Origin of the sequence: Parapedobacter composti (assembly GCF_900112315.1) — a bacterium.
In the GTDB taxonomy this organism is placed as follows: Bacteria; Bacteroidota; Bacteroidia; order Sphingobacteriales; family Sphingobacteriaceae; genus Parapedobacter; species Parapedobacter composti.
In genome coordinates, this window is record NZ_FOLL01000014.1 from 98,273 (window position 1) to 116,198 (window position 17,926).

At 51.2% G+C, this 17,926-nt stretch carries 8 protein-coding genes; 1 reads left to right on the top strand and 7 read right to left on the bottom strand.

Annotated elements, in window-relative coordinates; genetic code table 11:
• Positions 1-14: 14 nt before the first annotated feature.
• Both BM030_RS14250 and BM030_RS14255 read right to left on the bottom strand, forming a co-directional pair.
• The gene (locus BM030_RS14250; protein ID WP_090974310.1) at positions 15-1,925 is read right to left on the bottom strand and encodes a RagB/SusD family nutrient uptake outer membrane protein; all 1,911 of its coding nucleotides are present in this window, start codon (positions 1,923-1,925) and stop codon (positions 15-17) included.
• Positions 1,926-1,936: 11 nt separating this feature from the next.
• On the bottom strand, positions 1,937-5,107 hold the full coding sequence (locus BM030_RS14255; protein ID WP_090974277.1) for a SusC/RagA family TonB-linked outer membrane protein: 3,171 nt from the start codon (positions 5,105-5,107) through the stop codon (positions 1,937-1,939).
• 572 nt (positions 5,108-5,679) lie between these two features.
• Between BM030_RS14255 and BM030_RS14260 the strand changes: the two genes are divergently transcribed.
• Positions 5,680-6,519, top strand: coding sequence for an alpha/beta hydrolase (locus tag BM030_RS14260; protein WP_090974278.1), 840 nt, complete (start codon positions 5,680-5,682; stop codon positions 6,517-6,519).
• Between the two features lie 27 nt (positions 6,520-6,546).
• On the opposite strand, the gene BM030_RS14265 is transcribed toward BM030_RS14260, so the two are convergent.
• From BM030_RS14265 to BM030_RS14285, 5 genes are all read right to left on the bottom strand, one after another.
• Positions 6,547-8,922 carry a glycoside hydrolase family 127 protein gene (locus BM030_RS14265; RefSeq protein WP_211657615.1) on the bottom strand — a complete coding sequence of 792 codons (2,376 nt, stop codon included), beginning with the start codon at positions 8,920-8,922 and terminating at the stop codon, positions 6,547-6,549.
• Between the two features lie 5 nt (positions 8,923-8,927).
• Positions 8,928-10,643, bottom strand: a complete 1,716-nt coding sequence (locus tag BM030_RS14270) for a glycoside hydrolase family 43 protein (RefSeq protein ID WP_090974279.1) — start codon at positions 10,641-10,643, stop codon at positions 8,928-8,930.
• A gap of 190 nt (positions 10,644-10,833) precedes the next feature.
• On the bottom strand, positions 10,834-12,357 hold the full coding sequence (locus BM030_RS14275) for a glycoside hydrolase family 43 protein (protein WP_244518965.1): 1,524 nt from the start codon (positions 12,355-12,357) through the stop codon (positions 10,834-10,836).
• A gap of 326 nt (positions 12,358-12,683) precedes the next feature.
• Complete coding sequence (locus tag BM030_RS14280) at positions 12,684-14,660, bottom strand: RagB/SusD family nutrient uptake outer membrane protein (protein WP_090974281.1); 1,977 nt, start codon at positions 14,658-14,660, stop codon at positions 12,684-12,686.
• Between the two features lie 11 nt (positions 14,661-14,671).
• Positions 14,672-17,764: a SusC/RagA family TonB-linked outer membrane protein gene (locus tag BM030_RS14285; RefSeq protein ID WP_211657616.1), complete on the bottom strand. Its 3,093-nt coding sequence runs from the start codon at positions 17,762-17,764 to the stop codon at positions 14,672-14,674.
• Between the last annotated feature and the right edge of the window lie 162 nt (positions 17,765-17,926).

The window sequence follows — 17,926 nt, forward strand, 5'->3', positions numbered from 1 at the left end:
TTTTCAGCATGCCATTACCAACCCGGATTCTGGTGAAACTCCGGGTACAACGTCACATCAGCGACCTTCAGCGGCAACCAATAATGCTTTTCGCTGAAATTACGCTCCAAAATCACTGCTTCCCTCAGGTTTACCACCCGGTTCTCTGCTGGATCTTCCGTATTGAACTCCCCGGCCCTATCAAATTCAATGGATGTCTTGATGGTGTATGGCCGCTCAATCAAAAGCAACCACCTTCTCAGGTCGTTGAACCGATGGCTTTCCATCGCCAGCTCAACGGCGCGCTCGCGGCGCAATTCGGGCAAAAAGGCCTCGGTTGACCCTAAAAATCTGGCATGCACCGGTTCAACACCAGCGCGCTGGCGGATGACATTCACCGCATCCTCAGCCGTCTTGGCAAAAGTCGAAGACTGCCCCGATGGCGAGCTGTACCCGACTGCTACCGACTCTGCATACATCAGGTAGATGTCGGCCAACCGCATATAAGGAATCATGATATGGAGCGCATATCCATAGTCGAATCCCCTGTCGATGTTGTTGGCCGTAATTGGAATGAACTTCCGGTTCACGTAGCCCGTTCGGCTTCCCGTACTGACGTTGCGGTAACTTCCTCCGGTGAATAGGTTGGCATACCGTTCTCCCGCCATGTTTGCCGGTATGGAGCCTTGCACCACTTTCACGCCATCAAAAAGTATGTTGTTATAAAACCGCGGATCACGCCCACGCCAGGGAAATTCCGGGTCGTAGCCGGACTCCGGGTCGGGCTTGGTAATGTCATCCGGAAGCGGCAGCCCATTGGCCATACCGTAAAAATTTACATAGTTGGCAGTGGGCAGGAACTTGATGTCACCGTCGCCAATGTGCGCTGGCAAATACTGTTTTGATGCGCCCCAGTTTGTATGGTTGCCCCGGTGGTAAGGTGGACGGAAAATAGCTTCCGTGCCACCAGGTATGGCCCAGTTCTGACCATAGGTGTAAAAATTCATGTGATAGTTCGCAAATGGCATCAATGCATATTGCGTCTGCCCGCTTTCCACCAATTGAAGCAGTTCGCCGAAAGCGTCCGCTGCCCGCCGGCAATAATCTGTATTGTAGGTTCGGCTGCCCGTAGACTCATAATTCATCAATGGGCTACCTGCCCAAAGCAGATTCTTGCCCAGGTAGCCCAACGCCATGATCTTGTTGGCGCGCAACGCATTCTTGCCAAGGGTTCGTCTGCCTGCCTCGGTATCGTCCCAATTGATGGGTAGCAAGTCCGCCGCCCGCCTGAAATCCGCCGCGGCTTTTTCCGCACATTCGTGGTAGCTCAGGCGAGGTTCACGAAACGGTTCGTCTGCCGGGAGTACCCTGTCAATGTAGGGAAGCCCTCCGAAATATTGGATCAACTGAAAATGAAACCATCCTCTGAAAAAAAGCAGTTGCCCCTCAATCAAGTTACGCTCCTCCTGTGTACCGTCGGTCAGCATATGCAGGTTTTCCAACCCCAGGTTGGTTTTACGGATTCCATACCACGCCAGTATCCAAAGTCCCTTGTCGATACGATCCTGGTCTACACTACCCGAATTGTAGGATGTACGCACATAGCTTTTGTCCATCCAACCGGCTCCCCACCCATCATGTTCGACCTGCCATCCCCAGAAATCACCGTTTTCGATTTTCACGCCGAAATGGAAGTTGTTTGCTGTGGATTGGATTTCATCGTCGCCCCAGTTGAAGGAAGTGGTCCAGTAACTGGTTGCAAAATTGGGCACACAATGGTACAACTCTTCGGTAAATCCCTGGAAATTGACAAAATTCTGGAAAGCAATTTCCTCTGAAATAATTGACTCCGGTGTCCGTTCCAGATAATGCTCACAGGAGGACACTACCAGCACTGCCGGCACCAGCAGGCTACGTATAAACTTGGATTTTATATTCATTATCATAACCATCTGTATTAAAAGGTAACATTGCAGCCCAGGTTCAACCGCCTCACGGTGGGGTACGCCCCTTGCGAAGCCCAGCCCGTGCCGGCGAAGTTAGATTCCCGGTCGTCGGGCATATCCGTCCACAACAACAAGTTGTTGCCACTGACGAATACGCGGAAATCGGCTACGCCAAGCCGTCGCGTCCATTCAGGTTGGAAACGGTAGCCGATTTCAGCATTTTTCAGCCGCAGGTAAGAGCCATCGTAGAAATAGCGGTGTCCGGCGTTGAACCCGGCGGTCAGTGTCTGCCACCGCGGCATGGGAACGTCCGCATGGATATTATCCTTCGACCAATAGGTTCCCTCTTCGTAAACCCGGTTTACCTGGCCTGTCAAACTGTTGAATACGACTTGCCTGGAAACGTTGTTAACGCCGTAGAATTGGAGGAACACGTTGAAGCCCTTCCATTCGAACCCGAGATTGGTGTTGTACGTATTCTGCGGTATACCGGAATACCCGTAGGGAGCCGAATCAAATGCATCGATTATGCCATCCCCGTTGATGTCGAGGATATGGTAGTTCCCGGGCAATTTATTGGCATCGTTAGTATTGTGCGGCGTGCTGGCATAAAGCTCATCCCAAGTGTTGTAATACCCATGGCCGATGTGCGTGCGTGCTTGGCCGAGCTGATACCCCTGCTGCTTCTGGTAATCGTGCAACAGCTGCGGATCATCGCGGAAAAGCACTTCATCCTTGGCGTGCGTCATGGCAAAGTCGGCCCATATGCGGATGCCGTTGCTAAACGTATGGTTGAAGTTAAGCGTCAGTTCAAAACCTTTGGTCCGCATGCGGCCCAGGTTCGCCGCGGGGGCGTCCGTGCCGTAATAGCTCGGTACCGATCGATCGCCTGCCATTAGGATATCTTTGCGGTTATCCTGGAAAAAGTCTAACCTTCCACCGATGAGACCATCGAGGAAACCGAAATCAAGGGCGAGATTGTATTTATAGGCAGTTTCCCATCGAACCGCAGGATTGCCCACCATCGTTTCGCGGTACCAAGTGTATGGGCTGAATTCTCCGGCTTCACCAACCACGCCCAATTGAGACGCATCGCCATATGCCCACTGGTTCATGAACAGAAAGCGATCCGGACCGATATTATCGGCACCGACTTCCCCGTAAGATGCGCTGATCTTCAACAGGTCGAGGCCCTTTACCTTCTTCATAAACGGCTCTTCGGAAATGTTCCACCCCACTCCGCCGGATGAAAAAAATCCGAACCGATATTCGGGGGCAAACTGTTCCGAGCCATTGTAGGCTCCGTTATATTCGACCATGTACTTGTTGCGGAAGTTATAGGTTCCCCGGAACACCCAATCTTCGCGGTAGCGCGGCACCATGCTTCCGGTAGCTTCCTCCTGACGGCTCATCAAGCCCATCGCCGTGTAATTGTGGTCATTGGCAACTGTACCCGCATAGTTCAACTGCAACTGGTAGAATAGCCTACGCTGTGTCTGCCCGCCGCTTACGCTTCCGCCGGTAGGCGACCAAGCGGCCCCTTGATCATAATAATCAAAGCCGGTTTGGCTGTCGAAAGCCTCTTTAAAAATGACCTGACCGGTCCGCGGATTGATCCATTTTTGCTGAAAACTGTTGTAAAGGTCATTTACACCCCTCCCCGTTTCCACGAAACGATTGTCTACCGCCAGCGTCCCTTTGAAATTCAAGCCTTTCAGCAGCATATCCAATTGTTGGTCGAGCACGAAATTGGTGGACAATTGGGCGGTGGTGGTATAGGATACTCCCCCGAGCGACAGTATTCTTATGGAATTCAAGGCTGCCTGCTCATTCGGTTGATAATAGCCCCACGTTCCGTCTGAATACCGTGGAATCAATGCATCGGGTGGATTCTGGTAGGCGGCGATCCAGAATCCGTATTCATTCCCTCCGCCCCAGGGGCTTTTTCGAACGCCGTAGGTACCGCTAAGATTGGATTGCAGTTTGGTGGACGGTGTTAACTGGAAATCCAAATTACTCCTAAAGTTCAACCGATTGTAATCGTATCCGGGCGTGTATCCGCGATTATTTTCAAATTGCCGGAACAAATCGCCTTCCTTTTGGTAATCGACGCTCGAGAAATATTTGGTGACCCTCGTGCCTCCCCGGATAGCAACGTTGGCATTATATGCCATCGCATAATCCTTAAACATCAGATCCTGCCAGTCGACGTTAGGGTATCGTTCGGCTTCTTCCTGATTAAGCGGCGAACGGTATTTATACCGAATATCATAAGGGATGATATCGTTCCAACTGGCTGGGTTCAATGAAAGCTCATATTCGATAGCCCGATTGCGAACACCTATTGCATCATAAGCATCCATCTTACCGGGTAGCTGCGAAACAAATTTGGACGTAGTGTTTACCCGCCCAGTGATCTCCGCTCTACCCTCAGCCCCCCGTTTGGTGGTCACGATGATGACACCGTTGGCGCCCCGGGAACCGAACACCGCTGTCGCCGACGCATCTTTAAGCACCGATATAGATTCGACCGACAAAATATCCATCTGACTGAAAAACTCCGGTCGCTCCACGCCATCCACCAATATCAATGGGTCGTTGCCGTTCCAGCTGTTTTGCCCCCGGATAACAATACGAGGGTTTTCCTCGCCGGGCATCCCGGTGCTCGCATGCGTGACCAAACCCGGCAAATTACCGGTCAACGCAGCCCCGAGACTGGAGACCCCGCCCGTTCGCTCCAATACCTTGCCGGTTGTTTGGGTGATGGCGCCAACCACCGTTTCACGCTTTTGCTGGCCATAGCCCACCACTACCGTTTCTTCCAGCATAATATCCGCACTGCTCAATACCACTTTGATGTCCGTTTCATTTTCGACAGCCAGTTCCAGCCGTTCCGACCCCAAATGGGAGACCACCAATACCTGCTTTCCACTGGGTATGCGCAAAACGAAACGGCCGTTATTGTCCGTCGCCACAGCGATACTTGTTCCCTTCACGGCTACCGATGCTCCTGCTATCGGCGTCTCAGCGGCATCCATTACGATTCCCTGTACCTGCCGGTAATCTTGTGCTGAAAGCTGGAGATAAATCATCACCAAAAAGGGCAACAGCCCCCCCCCTTTTCGATGCGTATACCTCCATAAATCTTTCCAGCATTTAATCGGATAAAAATTTATGATCATGTTTATTCAATTAAGTTAATCAATGTCAGGTCATTCGTTTCCATGGAGTGCAGCATCAAGACACTCTAGGTAAACGGTGTGTATTAGCGGTTCAATTACCCTTTAGGTATCAATTAGGTTTAACATCACTTCATTGGTTTATATGGTCCAAAAATTCAGGTAGCACTATCTGTAGCACCAAGCGTTAGCTCACACGGGCCACCTTTATAAATGTTATTAAAACACTTTTTTAAACGGGAACAAAACGGCCAGCTCTCATAATCAAAGTCGAATAAAAGGTTAATAATACTTGGTTAATAATCTTCAGCCTGTGATTTTGAAACTGAGACGCAATGATAACACAGCAAAAAAAGAAAGCAAAAAAAACATGTTACATAAATCATCGGGCATGTTACATTACCACACAAACAACAGAAAATCAGCAATATAAATCAAATCTAAAAATCATTGATTGTCGGCAATCGGGTTGTACGATTCAAGATTAGTATGTAGGTTTGTAATTGTCTGTTGCCAAACAACCAGTCAGGCTGTCTGCGATTAAATGTATAAACCACAATAAATATCATCAAACCATGGAAAAGAAAATTGCCTTCTTGCTGTATGTTTCCCTTGGGCTAAGCCAAGCGCAGTCCCAAGAAATCCTACCCACTATCCCGGACTACTTTGACGTTGTCACAGCGGACATTATGAAAGGGAAGGTCGACACGATTCACTATCCATCCAAAACGGTCGGAAACGACCGGACAGCGTTGGTTTACACCCCTCCGGGATTTACCAAGGATGCCAAATATTCCGTACTGTATCTCTTGCACGGCATAGGAGGGGATGAGTTTGAATGGTTAACCAACGGTCAACCTCATGTCATTCTGGACAATCTCTACGCCGGGGAAAAACTGGCTCCGATGCTGGTTGTCCTTCCCAACGGCAGGGCCATGAAAAATGACCGCGCCGAGGGTAATATCTTCGACCGGGAAAAGGTGGCAGCATTCGCAGCATTCGAAAAGGATTTGCTTACGGACCTCATCCCGTACATCGAAGCCAACTACCCGGTTTACATGGACCGCGAACACCGCGCAATCGCGGGGCTATCTATGGGCGGTGGACAATCGCTGAACATTGGGTTGGGTAACCTCGATAAGTTCGCTTGGGTAGGCGGCTTTTCTTCCGCCCCGAACACCAAACCGCCGGTCGAATTGATTCCCGATCCAAAAGCTGCCGGCAAAGCGCTTAGCCTGCTTTGGGTGTCGTGCGGCGGCCAGGACAATCTCATCCGGATCAGCCAGCAGTTGCACGAATACCTCGACACAAACGGGATACCCCACGTCTATCATGTGGAAGCGGGCGGCAAACATGACTTTGCCGTGTGGAAAAAGGATTTATTTCGGTTTAGCCAGCTTTTATTTAAGCCTTAGCTTTACGGCTCGGTATCTAAGCGGCCATCAATTACTTTCCATCAAACGTATATGGAACACGCGCCCGGTCTCTCGGCCTGCTGCCGACTGAAACCGCACCGTGATGTATGCTTTATTCTTAACCAGCGTATTCGGGATGGGATATACGACATCCCTGAATCGTTGTTCGTCCCGCTCACCGGTTATGTCTTCCACGCCCAACCGTTGGCCATCGATCAGTATATCAACGGTTCGGCCTTCGGGTTCAGCCCCCCAATATCTCACCATCAATACCAGGTCCTGCCTACCTTTCGTTTCCAGCTCATATTGGAAATACCCCCCGTCGCGTGCACTCCGCCACGAAGCGTCGCGATGCCTGCCCGTATGGGATTGGTGTGTCTTCATCGCATGGTCTACCTCAGGCTGCTGTTCTCCCGGCGTAACCGCATCGATGGTTCGTCGGTCAAGTGCCAAACGCCGCTCTTCTTCCGCTTTCTTCTCGGCCACGATTTCGGCGTAGCGCTCAGGTGTTACGGCCAGCCAATACATCATATAACGACTGTCGTGGATACGGTAAAACGGCTCCAGGACCAAACTGCTGTCGTTTTCGCGTTGCAAAAACTTCGGTACGGTATAGCTCATCGGCTTACCCACCATCGGTTGCATCGCCCTAAGTGCTTTCAGCAAAGTTTCGCGGTCGGCAATCAAGGCTGGGGCTTCAAACAATGAGACCAACGGACCGTGGGCGATGTGTGCCCAACGGTGATCGTCGGCGATCAACCCGTCAAGTCGGTGGTCGCCCACCCGCGCTCCCAACAAGATGGGGCCCCGCATAATGGCCACGTAATCCGGCACATCCGGCAATTCCTCAACGGCCATCTCCATGGGCATAGCCATCTCAATCACGTCCCCATCGTGCCACTCTCGGGTTATGGCAACGTAAGATGCAGGAGAAGCACCCGATGCATAGTTTCGTCCTCCCACATTGACCTGCATTTTCCCGGCGCCGACCCATCGCGGATACCGCACTAATACAGTAAGGTGCATAGGTTTATCTACCCTTACTGTCATCCTACTGGTTTCTTCATCCGGAAACCGCGTATCCTGGATAAGCCGCAGCCCCTGTTCTTCCCAGTTCAGTTCAGATGCGATAAAGAGATTGACCAGCAACGAATCACCCGTATAACCATATATCATTTCCCCGTATTTACCGTGGTTTTCCATCCCCGTACCCACGCAGCACCACATAGCGCTGTTCGGAGCCGAATAAACGCGGTAATGCGCCGGACGTGCAGGTGTAAAATACACATAGCCCCCATGCACGGGATGTTGTGTTGATAAGATGTGGTTATACAGCGCCCTCTCGTAGAAATCCATGTATTCCGCCTCATGATCCATCCGGAATAGTCCGGCGGTAAGCCTCAGCATATTGTTCGTGTTGCACGATTCGGGACCTTCGCGTTCATATACGTAGCTGATGGCATCATCTTTCGAAGGAAAATGCTCGCGGCGGCTATTGCCCCCCAAGGCCAGCGAGCGATTATAGGCCACTGTCTGCCAGAAGAACTTCGCTGCTTCGCCATACGCTGGTTCCCCACCGAGCTCAGCTACCCGTTGGTAACCGACGGCTTTGGGCACTTGCGTATTCGCGTGTTTGTTATCCAAGTTGTCTATGCCCGCGGCCATGCAATCCAAGATTTCGCGGTGCGAAAACCGTTTGGCGGCTTCAAGGTATCTCCTGTCCCCGGTAATGCCGTACGCATCGGCATACACCTCATTCATGCCGCCGAACTCATTGGCTAGCATCGCTTCCATTTGCTGGTCATCAAGGTGATCGATGAGCTCCACCCCCCAGTCGCATAACTCCAGAAACATCGCTTTGGCCGTCTCATTGCCAGCGTAGATCCACGCATCCCGTAGACCCGCATAGGTCTTGTGCAGGTTATACCAGGGCACCCAGAATTGCCAGACGACCGCGGTATTGCCGCTGCGGATTTCGGCCCACGCCTCCTTTCCGTTGGGTACACCGCCCACATAACCATCGCCGTTATGCTCTTGGCACTTGGACAGCTCCGATATCATGTACTCCATGCGTTGTTTACACGCTGTGTCGCCTGTCGCAGCATAGTGGATTGCCAGCGCAGACAGGTAATGGCCGCCCACGTGACCGTCCAAACCAAGCCAGTTCGGGAAGCTCTCACCTTTCGGGGTCAATCCCGCTTCCTTGAGGTAAGGAGCAAGCAGCCGGTCGACATCATACGCAAGTAGTACCCGGATATTCAGCTCGCAAGCCTGTTTAAAAGGGCCGTCCAGCAGCTTGACACGCTCCAAGGGAAAAGTTCTCCGATAGAAACTGTCTTGGCCGAACGCCGGACGGCACAAGCAAACCAACAATAATAACAGGTATATAAGGCTCCTCTTCAACACGTTCACTTATTGGGCAGAATGTCATTTACCGAAGTCGCGTACAATCCGATCAGCGCACCGGTAAATCCGCCCGCCACATTCGTCGATAAAATATCTCCCGAAACGGTGCCGCCCAGGTTTCTGAAGCCGCCTCCGCCCTCGGCGTAGTTGAACCGATAATCATTGCCTTCAGCGGTTACCTGCAGCCGTATCGGTTTGTCCAAATCTACCACTTCGCTGGCCAGTACGGCAGCGTTACCATCTTCGGTACGCTGCAGCACAATGTAGTGGTCGTCTCCCATTTTCGTCACACCGAACACGTAGTGGTAAGTCTCTTTCTGTAAACATACCAGTCCGGCCAGATCTTTTTCGGACGCGGGCGCATAATCCAACGTGGTCGTTGCGGTAAAGGCGTTGTGCTGTTGGCGGTAAAATAATGTCGAAGTCGGTTTGATTTCGTCGATACTTGTAGCAAACGGCGTGATGCGCAAACCCTCTTCGGTCAAACTGATAAACCGCTCACGAGGCCCTCTTAAACCAAACCACCGGAGGTCCAGCACACCACCCTTAAAGTCTTCTTCGAAGATGAAGTTACCGTTAGGGAAGTAACCATGCTCGCCGGTCTTGTTTTTTACACCTGCGGGCATTTTCAGCTTAGGTGACAACGGTTGCATGCCCCCCTTGAAAACCGGAAATTCCCCGGTCCAGTCGACGGGCAGTATAAACGTCTCCCGTCCCGTATTCACTCTGCCCTTTTCATTCGGCCGGATACCCAGAAACACCCCGTAGTACCGTCCGTCCGGTCCTTCCACCAAATCGGCATGTCCCGCCCAGTCTACCTTGTACGGCCTGTCTTTCGGCAGGTGGCGTTGCGATAATATCGGGTTTTCGGCCGCCGGGACGTACGGTCCCCGCGGTTGGTCGCTGGAGAAAATGACTTCGCTGTGGTTGTCGCCCGTACCGCCCTCCGCACACATGAGGTAGTAGCGGCCGTTCTTCTTGTAAATATGCGGTGCCTCGATCCAGATGGGCTTTTTGCTGATATCCACTCCACCATCTACGATGATTTTATCCGTACCCGGCACAACCCGATCTTTTTCCAAATCGTAATCCCAGATCTTGATGACCCGATGCCCCTGGTACCGCTCCTTTCCCTTGTCAGGCGCATCATTGTGTACCACGTAAGCTTTGCCGTCATCGTCGAAGAAAAGCGATGGGTCTATCCCATCGAAGGCGAGTTTAATGGGATCGCTCCACCCCTGATGGGGATTCTTGGTTTTCACCACGATGTTACCGAACCCTCCGGCAAATTGGGTGGTGATCATGTAAAAGGTCTCGTTGACAGGATTGTATCGGATAGCGGGTGCATAGACGCCCATGCTCATACCTGCGGAGTCGACCTTAAGCTGTGAAGTCCTATCCAGCACATGGCCGATTTGCGTCCAGTTAACCAGATCGGTGGAATGGAAGATTGGTACACCGGGAAAAAAGGCAAACGACGAACACACGAGGTAGTAATCACCTCCTTTACGGGTGATGCTGGGGTCAGGATAGGTACCCTGGAGTATCGGCGAGTAAAACTCATCGGGTTCTAGCGGATGTTCTTTGTATACCTGATCGTCTCCGCGATAAGTGAATTCCTTGAAAACAGGCCCCATTTCCTGTTCTCCTCGTTGTGCATTGCAAGCCAGATAGCCGAATGCTGTCAGTGCCATCGAAAATGCCAGTACGTTTCTCATGTTCTTACAACAAATTAATTCCTTTACATTTACATATATATCAGTCAGCGCAGCTCCGATCGAGGGCAGCGGGGCACAAATCTACACAGCAAACACCTTCTGGCGTCCATGCTTATGTTTCACAAATACGTATGTATGTTACATTTTGTATCCTTTTGACTATTATACAACCCAATACTGATTTTATCGCTCATTTCCCTGAAATCCTCAAGTAATCAAAATCAACAAACCCTCCAACGACCTTCGTTGCATAATTGAACAGGCCAAAACGATAACCCATGAAATGCGGCAGGGTGTATTCCATATGCAATGCGGTACCAATGGGAGTCCACCGATCTCCGTCCAGACTGTAGTAAAAATAGCCCATATCCCTGCGATCGGTGAAATCGCATTCGGCTCTGAGGTATACCATCGGCTGGTTTAGCGGGACACGCGCCATTTCCACGGGTTCGCCCGATTCGGCGCTGACCATCACGATTGACCTGTCCCCTTCGGCTTCAACGACACCTACAAAACCAAATTTATGCTGCAGCAACGCCAAGCCTGCCACGTCACCGTCTTTCATCTGAGAAATATCGATAACGGTCTCGGCCGCAGATTCCGGACCAAATGTACGCTGTGTTAAGGTATTCCTTGCCTGTACAAAAACTGTATCCAAACGCCCCGTTCGCAGGCGCAGGTAACCCGACCGTTCGCTGATGGACCAAAGGCTGTCTACCGGATTATGGTTCCATTGCCATACCAATGGCAATGCGGGGTCATCGTTGCGCCGTTCAAATTCGTCTGACGCGACGATCCCCGGCATCGGCCCTGAACATGCGGGCAGTTCGAGCTCATCCGGCACTTTGCCATCCTTCCCGAGCACCGGCCAACCGTCAGCCCACGTTACCGGCACCAGATACGGGATACGGCCAACCGCACCGTAATCTCTGAACAGGTATGCATACCAGTCCCCTTCAGGAGTGTTGATCAGCCCGCCCTGGGCCACCCCCTTATCCTGCAGGGCTACGCGCCCTTCCCACGGCCCGGTCAACTTGTCTGCACGGTGGACAATTACCGTGCGCATCCCACCCCGCGGCCAGCTGATGTTAAACAGGTAATAAAAGCCGTTCACCTTGAACAGTTGCGAGCCTTCCGCAGGCAGCATGACATTCGGGCCGGACGGCGCGGTCGCATTTTCGATGATCACCCGTTCGGTAGTACCTGGTTTCAGGCCCGAAAGGTCGTCATTCAATTCAAGTAAGCGGAGCGTCCCTCCGCCATAAATCATATACACACGTCCGTCATCATCAAAAAACAGCGAGTTATCGTGATAACTTGGGCTGAATGCAGACCGTTTCCACGGTCCTGATTCGATATCCTTCGTAGAAAAGATATATGTTTTACCTGTCGTTTGGGAGAACGTAGACACATAGTAAGTACCGTTGTAGTATCGGATACTGCTGGCCCATGAGCCCTGCCCGTAGGCATTTTTACCATCCACAAGACTAAACTCATCGGTATTTGCCAGCGTGTCATAAGCATACCCCACCAGTTTCCAGTTGACCAGGTCGTCCGACTTCATGATGGGTACACCGGGAACCATATGCATGGTGGTACTGCTCATGTAATAACTGCCACCTACCCGAATCATCGATGCATCCGGAACATCGGCATATATGATGGGGTTCCGGGCTGAACTGGGTTGTGCGGATAACCTGCATGAAAACCCCATGTAAGTTACGGCCAACACAAAAAGACAACAAGAGTGTTTTAAAAAAATAATCATCGGCATTCGCAAGACCAATTTTCATCACAGTGCTCATGGAAACCTGTGAAGTGTCCTAACGTCACGGATAGCCACAAGTATCGGGAAAGTTTCATTGCCGTTTTATATCCATAGCATTTACAACAGAGACATATCGCATCATAATCACAAAACTGCCTTCACGTGAAGTACTTCGGAGTCAATAACGTGTCAGCATACCGGTAAGGATGGCCTTTTTCCTGGCGGCTATCCTTACCGGTTTGGAGATTTTGGTCGCCACAGCGCCAGATCTGTTAATCATAATGCGGATTTTGGTAAGCCCGCTTTTCTTCAGGACTCATTTCCAAAGCGTCGAGCTGACCTTGTGGTATAGGGCGCAGGTAGTGATGCGGCTGCATATTGCGCGTCACCGTTTGCGGGGTATGATCGCCAAATTCAGTACCGCAAATCTCGTAGGTGCCGGCGAGCTCATTCCACTTTTGTGTACGGATAAGGTCATACCAACGATACCCTTCGCCGAAATATTCGCGCGAACGTTCGGCCAGTATATAATTGATATCTATCGTTGCCGGCGTAGCAGCGATCATCGCTGCGCTGTTATCTTCGATTTTTTCGACATCTCCAGCATTGTGCCAACGCCACTTGCCGGCTCGTGCCCGAATCACATTAATGAGGTCGCGTGCACTTTTACCCGCCACCGTGGCTGCCCCCTTCACCGCCGCCTCAGCCGCTACGAAGTAAAGTTCCGAAAATTTTGCAATCTTGAACGGACGTGTACTGGTGGCATTGGGTTCTCCCAATCCGCTGCCGTTATCTGTTCGATAAACGCCCATTTTCCAAAGCCCTGGATATACCCTGCGGCCTATGCCACGCGGGGAAATAACGAAATCCGCCCGGCCGGGTAACACACCCGCCCCTACTCCGGGATAAGCCTTACCGGGAAAATTTCCTCCGGAAGGATACACAATGTTGGCCGCTTGCGATTCGTCGTCCAGAAACGTCAAAACAGGTTCGCCCGGATAAATCGGCATATCATTCGCGTTGTACAGAACGGCATTGGGTGTTCCGCCCTTAGGCCAGTTTCCGCGGTAAACGGTGGTGAATGTACCATCGTATCGCGAATCAAAGGTTTTGTCTGCAAAGGTATGCTGTATCGCACCGATCGTTGGGGCTATGCGTGTCCAGGGCCGTCCCAGCGCCTGGACCGCTTCGCGCTGCACTGAACTCACGCCTCCGGTTCCGTCCGGATTTGCCGCACTTCTTATCTCGGTATAATTCCATGTGACCATCCAGATGGCCGAATTTCGGGGAGCCCCCTCCGAATCGAAGCAATTTATGCATGCTCCGTTGTAAAATTCGCTTTCCTGCGTGCGGTCGGCATACAAAAGCATTTCCTTGTTCCGATCGTTACCGCCCACGTGCAGGTCGTAAAAGGTCTCTTCCAGCCCAAATGGACCCGGGTCATCAATGGCCTGGGTAGCAATATTATAGGCCTGCTGAAAATACCATTGCGCATTATGCCCATCCGGGTCGGTGCGGGCGGTTTCTGGATAAGTCGGAATGTTATTTGGGTTTTCCAACCACCAGGCATAGGTCAGGTAAGCCTTTGCCAGGTATAGGCGGGCAAGCGTTTTGGTAGCGCCGCCGGTTACTCGTGGTTCAACGGGCAAATCGTTCACCGCCGCCAGCAAGTCGGGAAATATCGCCCGGGTATAAACTTCGGGCACGGTGTTTCTCACCGAAGTGGTCGATGCACTGGTATTAAACCTTAGCTCTCCTGCACCCAGATCCAACGGCACCCCGCCAAACGTCTGCACCAGGAGGAAGTAGTCAAATGCGCGGAAGAACCGGGCTTCCGCAATCAATGCTGCCGAAATGGTTCCTACAGATTCTGCATTTTCAATAATGCCGTTGGCGGTATTAATATTGTTGAAAGCTACGCCCCAGATGGCGTCACTGCGGCTGTTTTCGGATGTAAGCTGGATTCCACCATCAAAATCCACCGACCTGAAATTACCATCGTTCCCACTTTGGCCCCAGGTGTATTCATCGGTACCAGACTCCAGACTCGCATAGTAGTAAGGCTGCCCATAAATCCAGCGCAGGTGGGCATACATGGCTGTCAATCCACCATAAACCCCTTTTTCTGTCCTGAAAAAAGCGGGCTCAAAAATATGGCGCGGTTGCTCGTCCAATATCTTGGAACACGACACCGTGTACAACGTCATCAACGTTATTGCGAGATAAGATATTACATTTATCCGTTTCATAGTCTATTCATTTAAAATGTAAGGTTAACACCAAACAAGAAATTCCGCGTAGAAGGCGTATTCGTACCCAGGGTCAAAATGCGTCTCCGGCTTTCAGAAAGATTAACGGCCGCATTTTCGTTACCAAAAGAATTCGTTTCCGGATCCATGCCAGACTCCCGATGATAAGGCGAAAACATTACAAACGGATTCTGCGCAGTGGCGTACACCCGAAGGTTGATGCCCGCCCGCTTGAATTGGCTGAAATCATAGCCCAGCGTGATGGTCCGTATCTTCAGATACGATGCATCGAAGTATCCCATTGTACTCATGTACTTCAGGTTATCGCCGGACCTGATGCTCTCAGGGTTGGGATACTTGGCGTCCGTGTTTTCCGGCGTCCAGTAATCCACCTTAACGTTGCCGTTCCGTCCGTTCAGCAAATTCAGGTATCCCCCCGATCCATAAATGGTGCTATTGAGAATCCCACCGCTTTTGAAGATACCCACCGCACTCAGGTCAAATCCTTTGTAAGCTACACGGGTATTAAAGCCTCCCTGGAAATTGGGCTCCAGGCTGATAACCTGCCTATCATAGTTCTCATGGATTGCACGTGTAGGCACGCCGTTGGCGTCATAATCTCCGGTATATTCCACCTTGATCATGCCCAGCGTGTTCTCGCCCGGTTCCAGAATCTCGCGGTGAGGATCGCCCTCCTGCCAAAGCCCTATCCGTTTGAAATCATAGATAACATCAATCGGATGCCCTACAAACCACCAGTTATCTATGTTCCTATCGGTTCCCGAAGCCAGTGCTACCAACCTATTACGGTTGGCATACAGGTTAATGCCTGCTTCCCAGGTCCAACCGTTGTGATTATCCAGAATAATGCCGTTAAGCGCAAGTTCGATACCTTTATTCTGCGTACGTCCCACGTTTTCCGTTATGGAGCTCACGCCCGAAGTCGGAGGCAGCCCTTTATTTAACAAAAGATCCTCGGTCTTCGTGATGTAATATTCCACGGTGCCCGACAGGCGCTGATTCAGCAGCGAAAAGTCCAATCCGAAGTTCGCTGTATTGGAGAATTCCCATCCCAGATGCGGGCTTGGCAGCTGGTTCACCAAATTTCCGACGGCATATTGGCTTCCAAAGTTATATGGCCTGGTATCCAAACGGCCGAGTGTAGCGTAGGGGTTAACGGCCTGGTTGGAGGTCTGTCCCCAGCCTACACGAAGCTTCAGCATATTGATTGCGCTGATACCCTGCATAAATGACTCCTGCGCTATGTTCCATCCCACAGACACCGCAGGGTAGGTATGCCATTTATGCCCTGGAGCAAGCCGCGAAGAGCCGTCAGAACGTAAAGTAGCCGTAACCATATATCGGTCGTCATAAGAGTACATGATACGCCCCATGTAGGACATCAGGCCCCATACTTCATACCACTGGTCGCCGGGAGGAATCGTAATTTCTCCGGTAGCCTGGCCCAGGTTATAAAACTGAAAGTGGTCTGCCGGGATGCCAGTAGCTGCAATGCGCGACCTGTTCATCCTATTTTGCTCCGCCGAATACAAGGCCACCACATTCAGATTATGGACACCACCAAAGGTGCGGTCATAGGTCAACAGGTTTTCTACAAGCCAGTGATATGTATGCTGATTACTGATCGACGCGGAGGATATCGTTGTCGGATTAGTACTCGTTATCCCCTCGCCGGTATACGCCCCTCCATTGCTCTGCCGATAGTCTAACCCGATGTTGACACGGTATTTCAGCCCTTCAATCCACGGTATATCCACCTGACCGTACAGCGAATTAAAACTGGCAAATGCCCGGGTTTCACTTAACCACTGGTCCCGCAAATTTTCTACAATATCCCTTGAGTAAACCCATGGCTCATCTATGGATGATCGCACGGTTCGCTTCCATGAACCATCCTCGTTGAACGGATTTGCCAGAGGTGATATTCTAAGCAGGTTTCCTGCGTTCACCTGAGTGCCTTCCGTGTAGTTAAAGTTATTATTCGTAGTGATGCCGAAACGGAAATACCTGCCGACTTCCTGATCAACGCTGCCCCGCAGAGCATAGCGGCTGAATTGCTGAGTCGGGATGACGGCCTGATCAAGTAAGTAACCACCGCCGAAGGCATAGTTGCCCCGTTCCGTGCCACTGGAAATGCTAACGTCATGACTGGTCATGGTAGCTGTTCGGTACAACAAGTCCTGCCAATCGGTATCTACATCTTCCGCTTCATCCTGGCCGTATGTGTTGTACGGCACATTCAACTGTCGGAGTTTCACCATGTCAGGCCCGGTCATCATCGGAAATTTGCCGAATACATTTTTTATGCCGGTGAAGCTATTATAGTTTACCCGGGCCTGCTGGCCCATTTGCCCCCGATTGGTCGTAACCAATATGACACCATTGGCGCCACGCGAACCATAAATGGCTGTCGCGGAGGCATCCTTCAGGATATCGATGCTTTTGATATCATTAGGGTTGATGTCATTTAGGGAACCCACAAAGGGAATTCCGTCCAGCACTATCAACGGATCATTGCTGGCCGTCAGCGACCGCGAACCGCGTATGCGAATCTGCATGGTGCCGCCCGGTTGCGATGAAGTTTGTGTAAGCTCCACCCCCGGCAAACGTCCTTGCAGGGCCTGCGAGAAATTGGCCGATTGCACTTCACGAAGCATATCTCCACTTATCGAAGCAACAGAACCCGTTACGGCTTCCCGCCGTTGGGTACCGTACCCCACCACAACAACTTCATCCAGCGCACTCGTTGTGGTCATCAGTGTTACAGTAAGGTGCTGATTCGCTTGGTCAACTTTAATCCGCTGTTCTTCATACCCAATGAAGCCAAAGACCAGCATACTGTTTACCGGCACACGGATAGAAAACCGGCCTTCTTCATCGGTTGATGTGCTCACGCCGCCGTCTTCCGTTCTTATGGATACGCCACTCAACACTTCGCCGTTACCGCTTCTTACCGTACCGGACACCTGCACGTCAGTTTGGGCCAGGGCAAACAAGGAAAGAAACGAAAAAAGCAGTAATAGGCCTGCGCCTATGGGGTTGCCCATCTGCCGCCGCAAGCCCGGTTTGTATACGCTTATCATACTGAAGGATTTATTGGTTATTAATATAGTTAATTATCCTATTTCAATTAACCAAATTCCAACGTTGGCATAAATTTCCTTAACAGGAGCCTTTCCAGTGATGCCGATGCAAAATCACGGATAAGGTTTATAATGTCCACATGGACTTTGGTTACTTTTCAA

Excerpts from the sequence above, each read along its gene's own strand:
- BM030_RS14270 (WP_090974279.1), bottom strand. The coding sequence starts at position 10,643 with ATGAGAAACGTACTGGCATTTTCGATGGCACTGACAGCATTCGGCTAT.
- BM030_RS14250 (WP_090974310.1), bottom strand. The coding sequence starts at position 1,925 with ATGATAATGAATATAAAATCCAAGTTTATACGTAGCCTGCTGGTGCCG.
- BM030_RS14280 (WP_090974281.1), bottom strand. The coding sequence starts at position 14,660 with ATGAAACGGATAAATGTAATATCTTATCTCGCAATAACGTTGATGACG.
- BM030_RS14275 (WP_244518965.1), bottom strand. The coding sequence starts at position 12,357 with ATGGGGTTTTCATGCAGGTTATCCGCACAACCCAGTTCAGCCCGGAAC.
- BM030_RS14255 (WP_090974277.1), bottom strand. The coding sequence starts at position 5,107 with ATGATCATAAATTTTTATCCGATTAAATGCTGGAAAGATTTATGGAGG.
- BM030_RS14260 (WP_090974278.1), top strand. The coding sequence starts at position 5,680 with ATGGAAAAGAAAATTGCCTTCTTGCTGTATGTTTCCCTTGGGCTAAGC.
- BM030_RS14285 (WP_211657616.1), bottom strand. The coding sequence starts at position 17,764 with ATGATAAGCGTATACAAACCGGGCTTGCGGCGGCAGATGGGCAACCCC.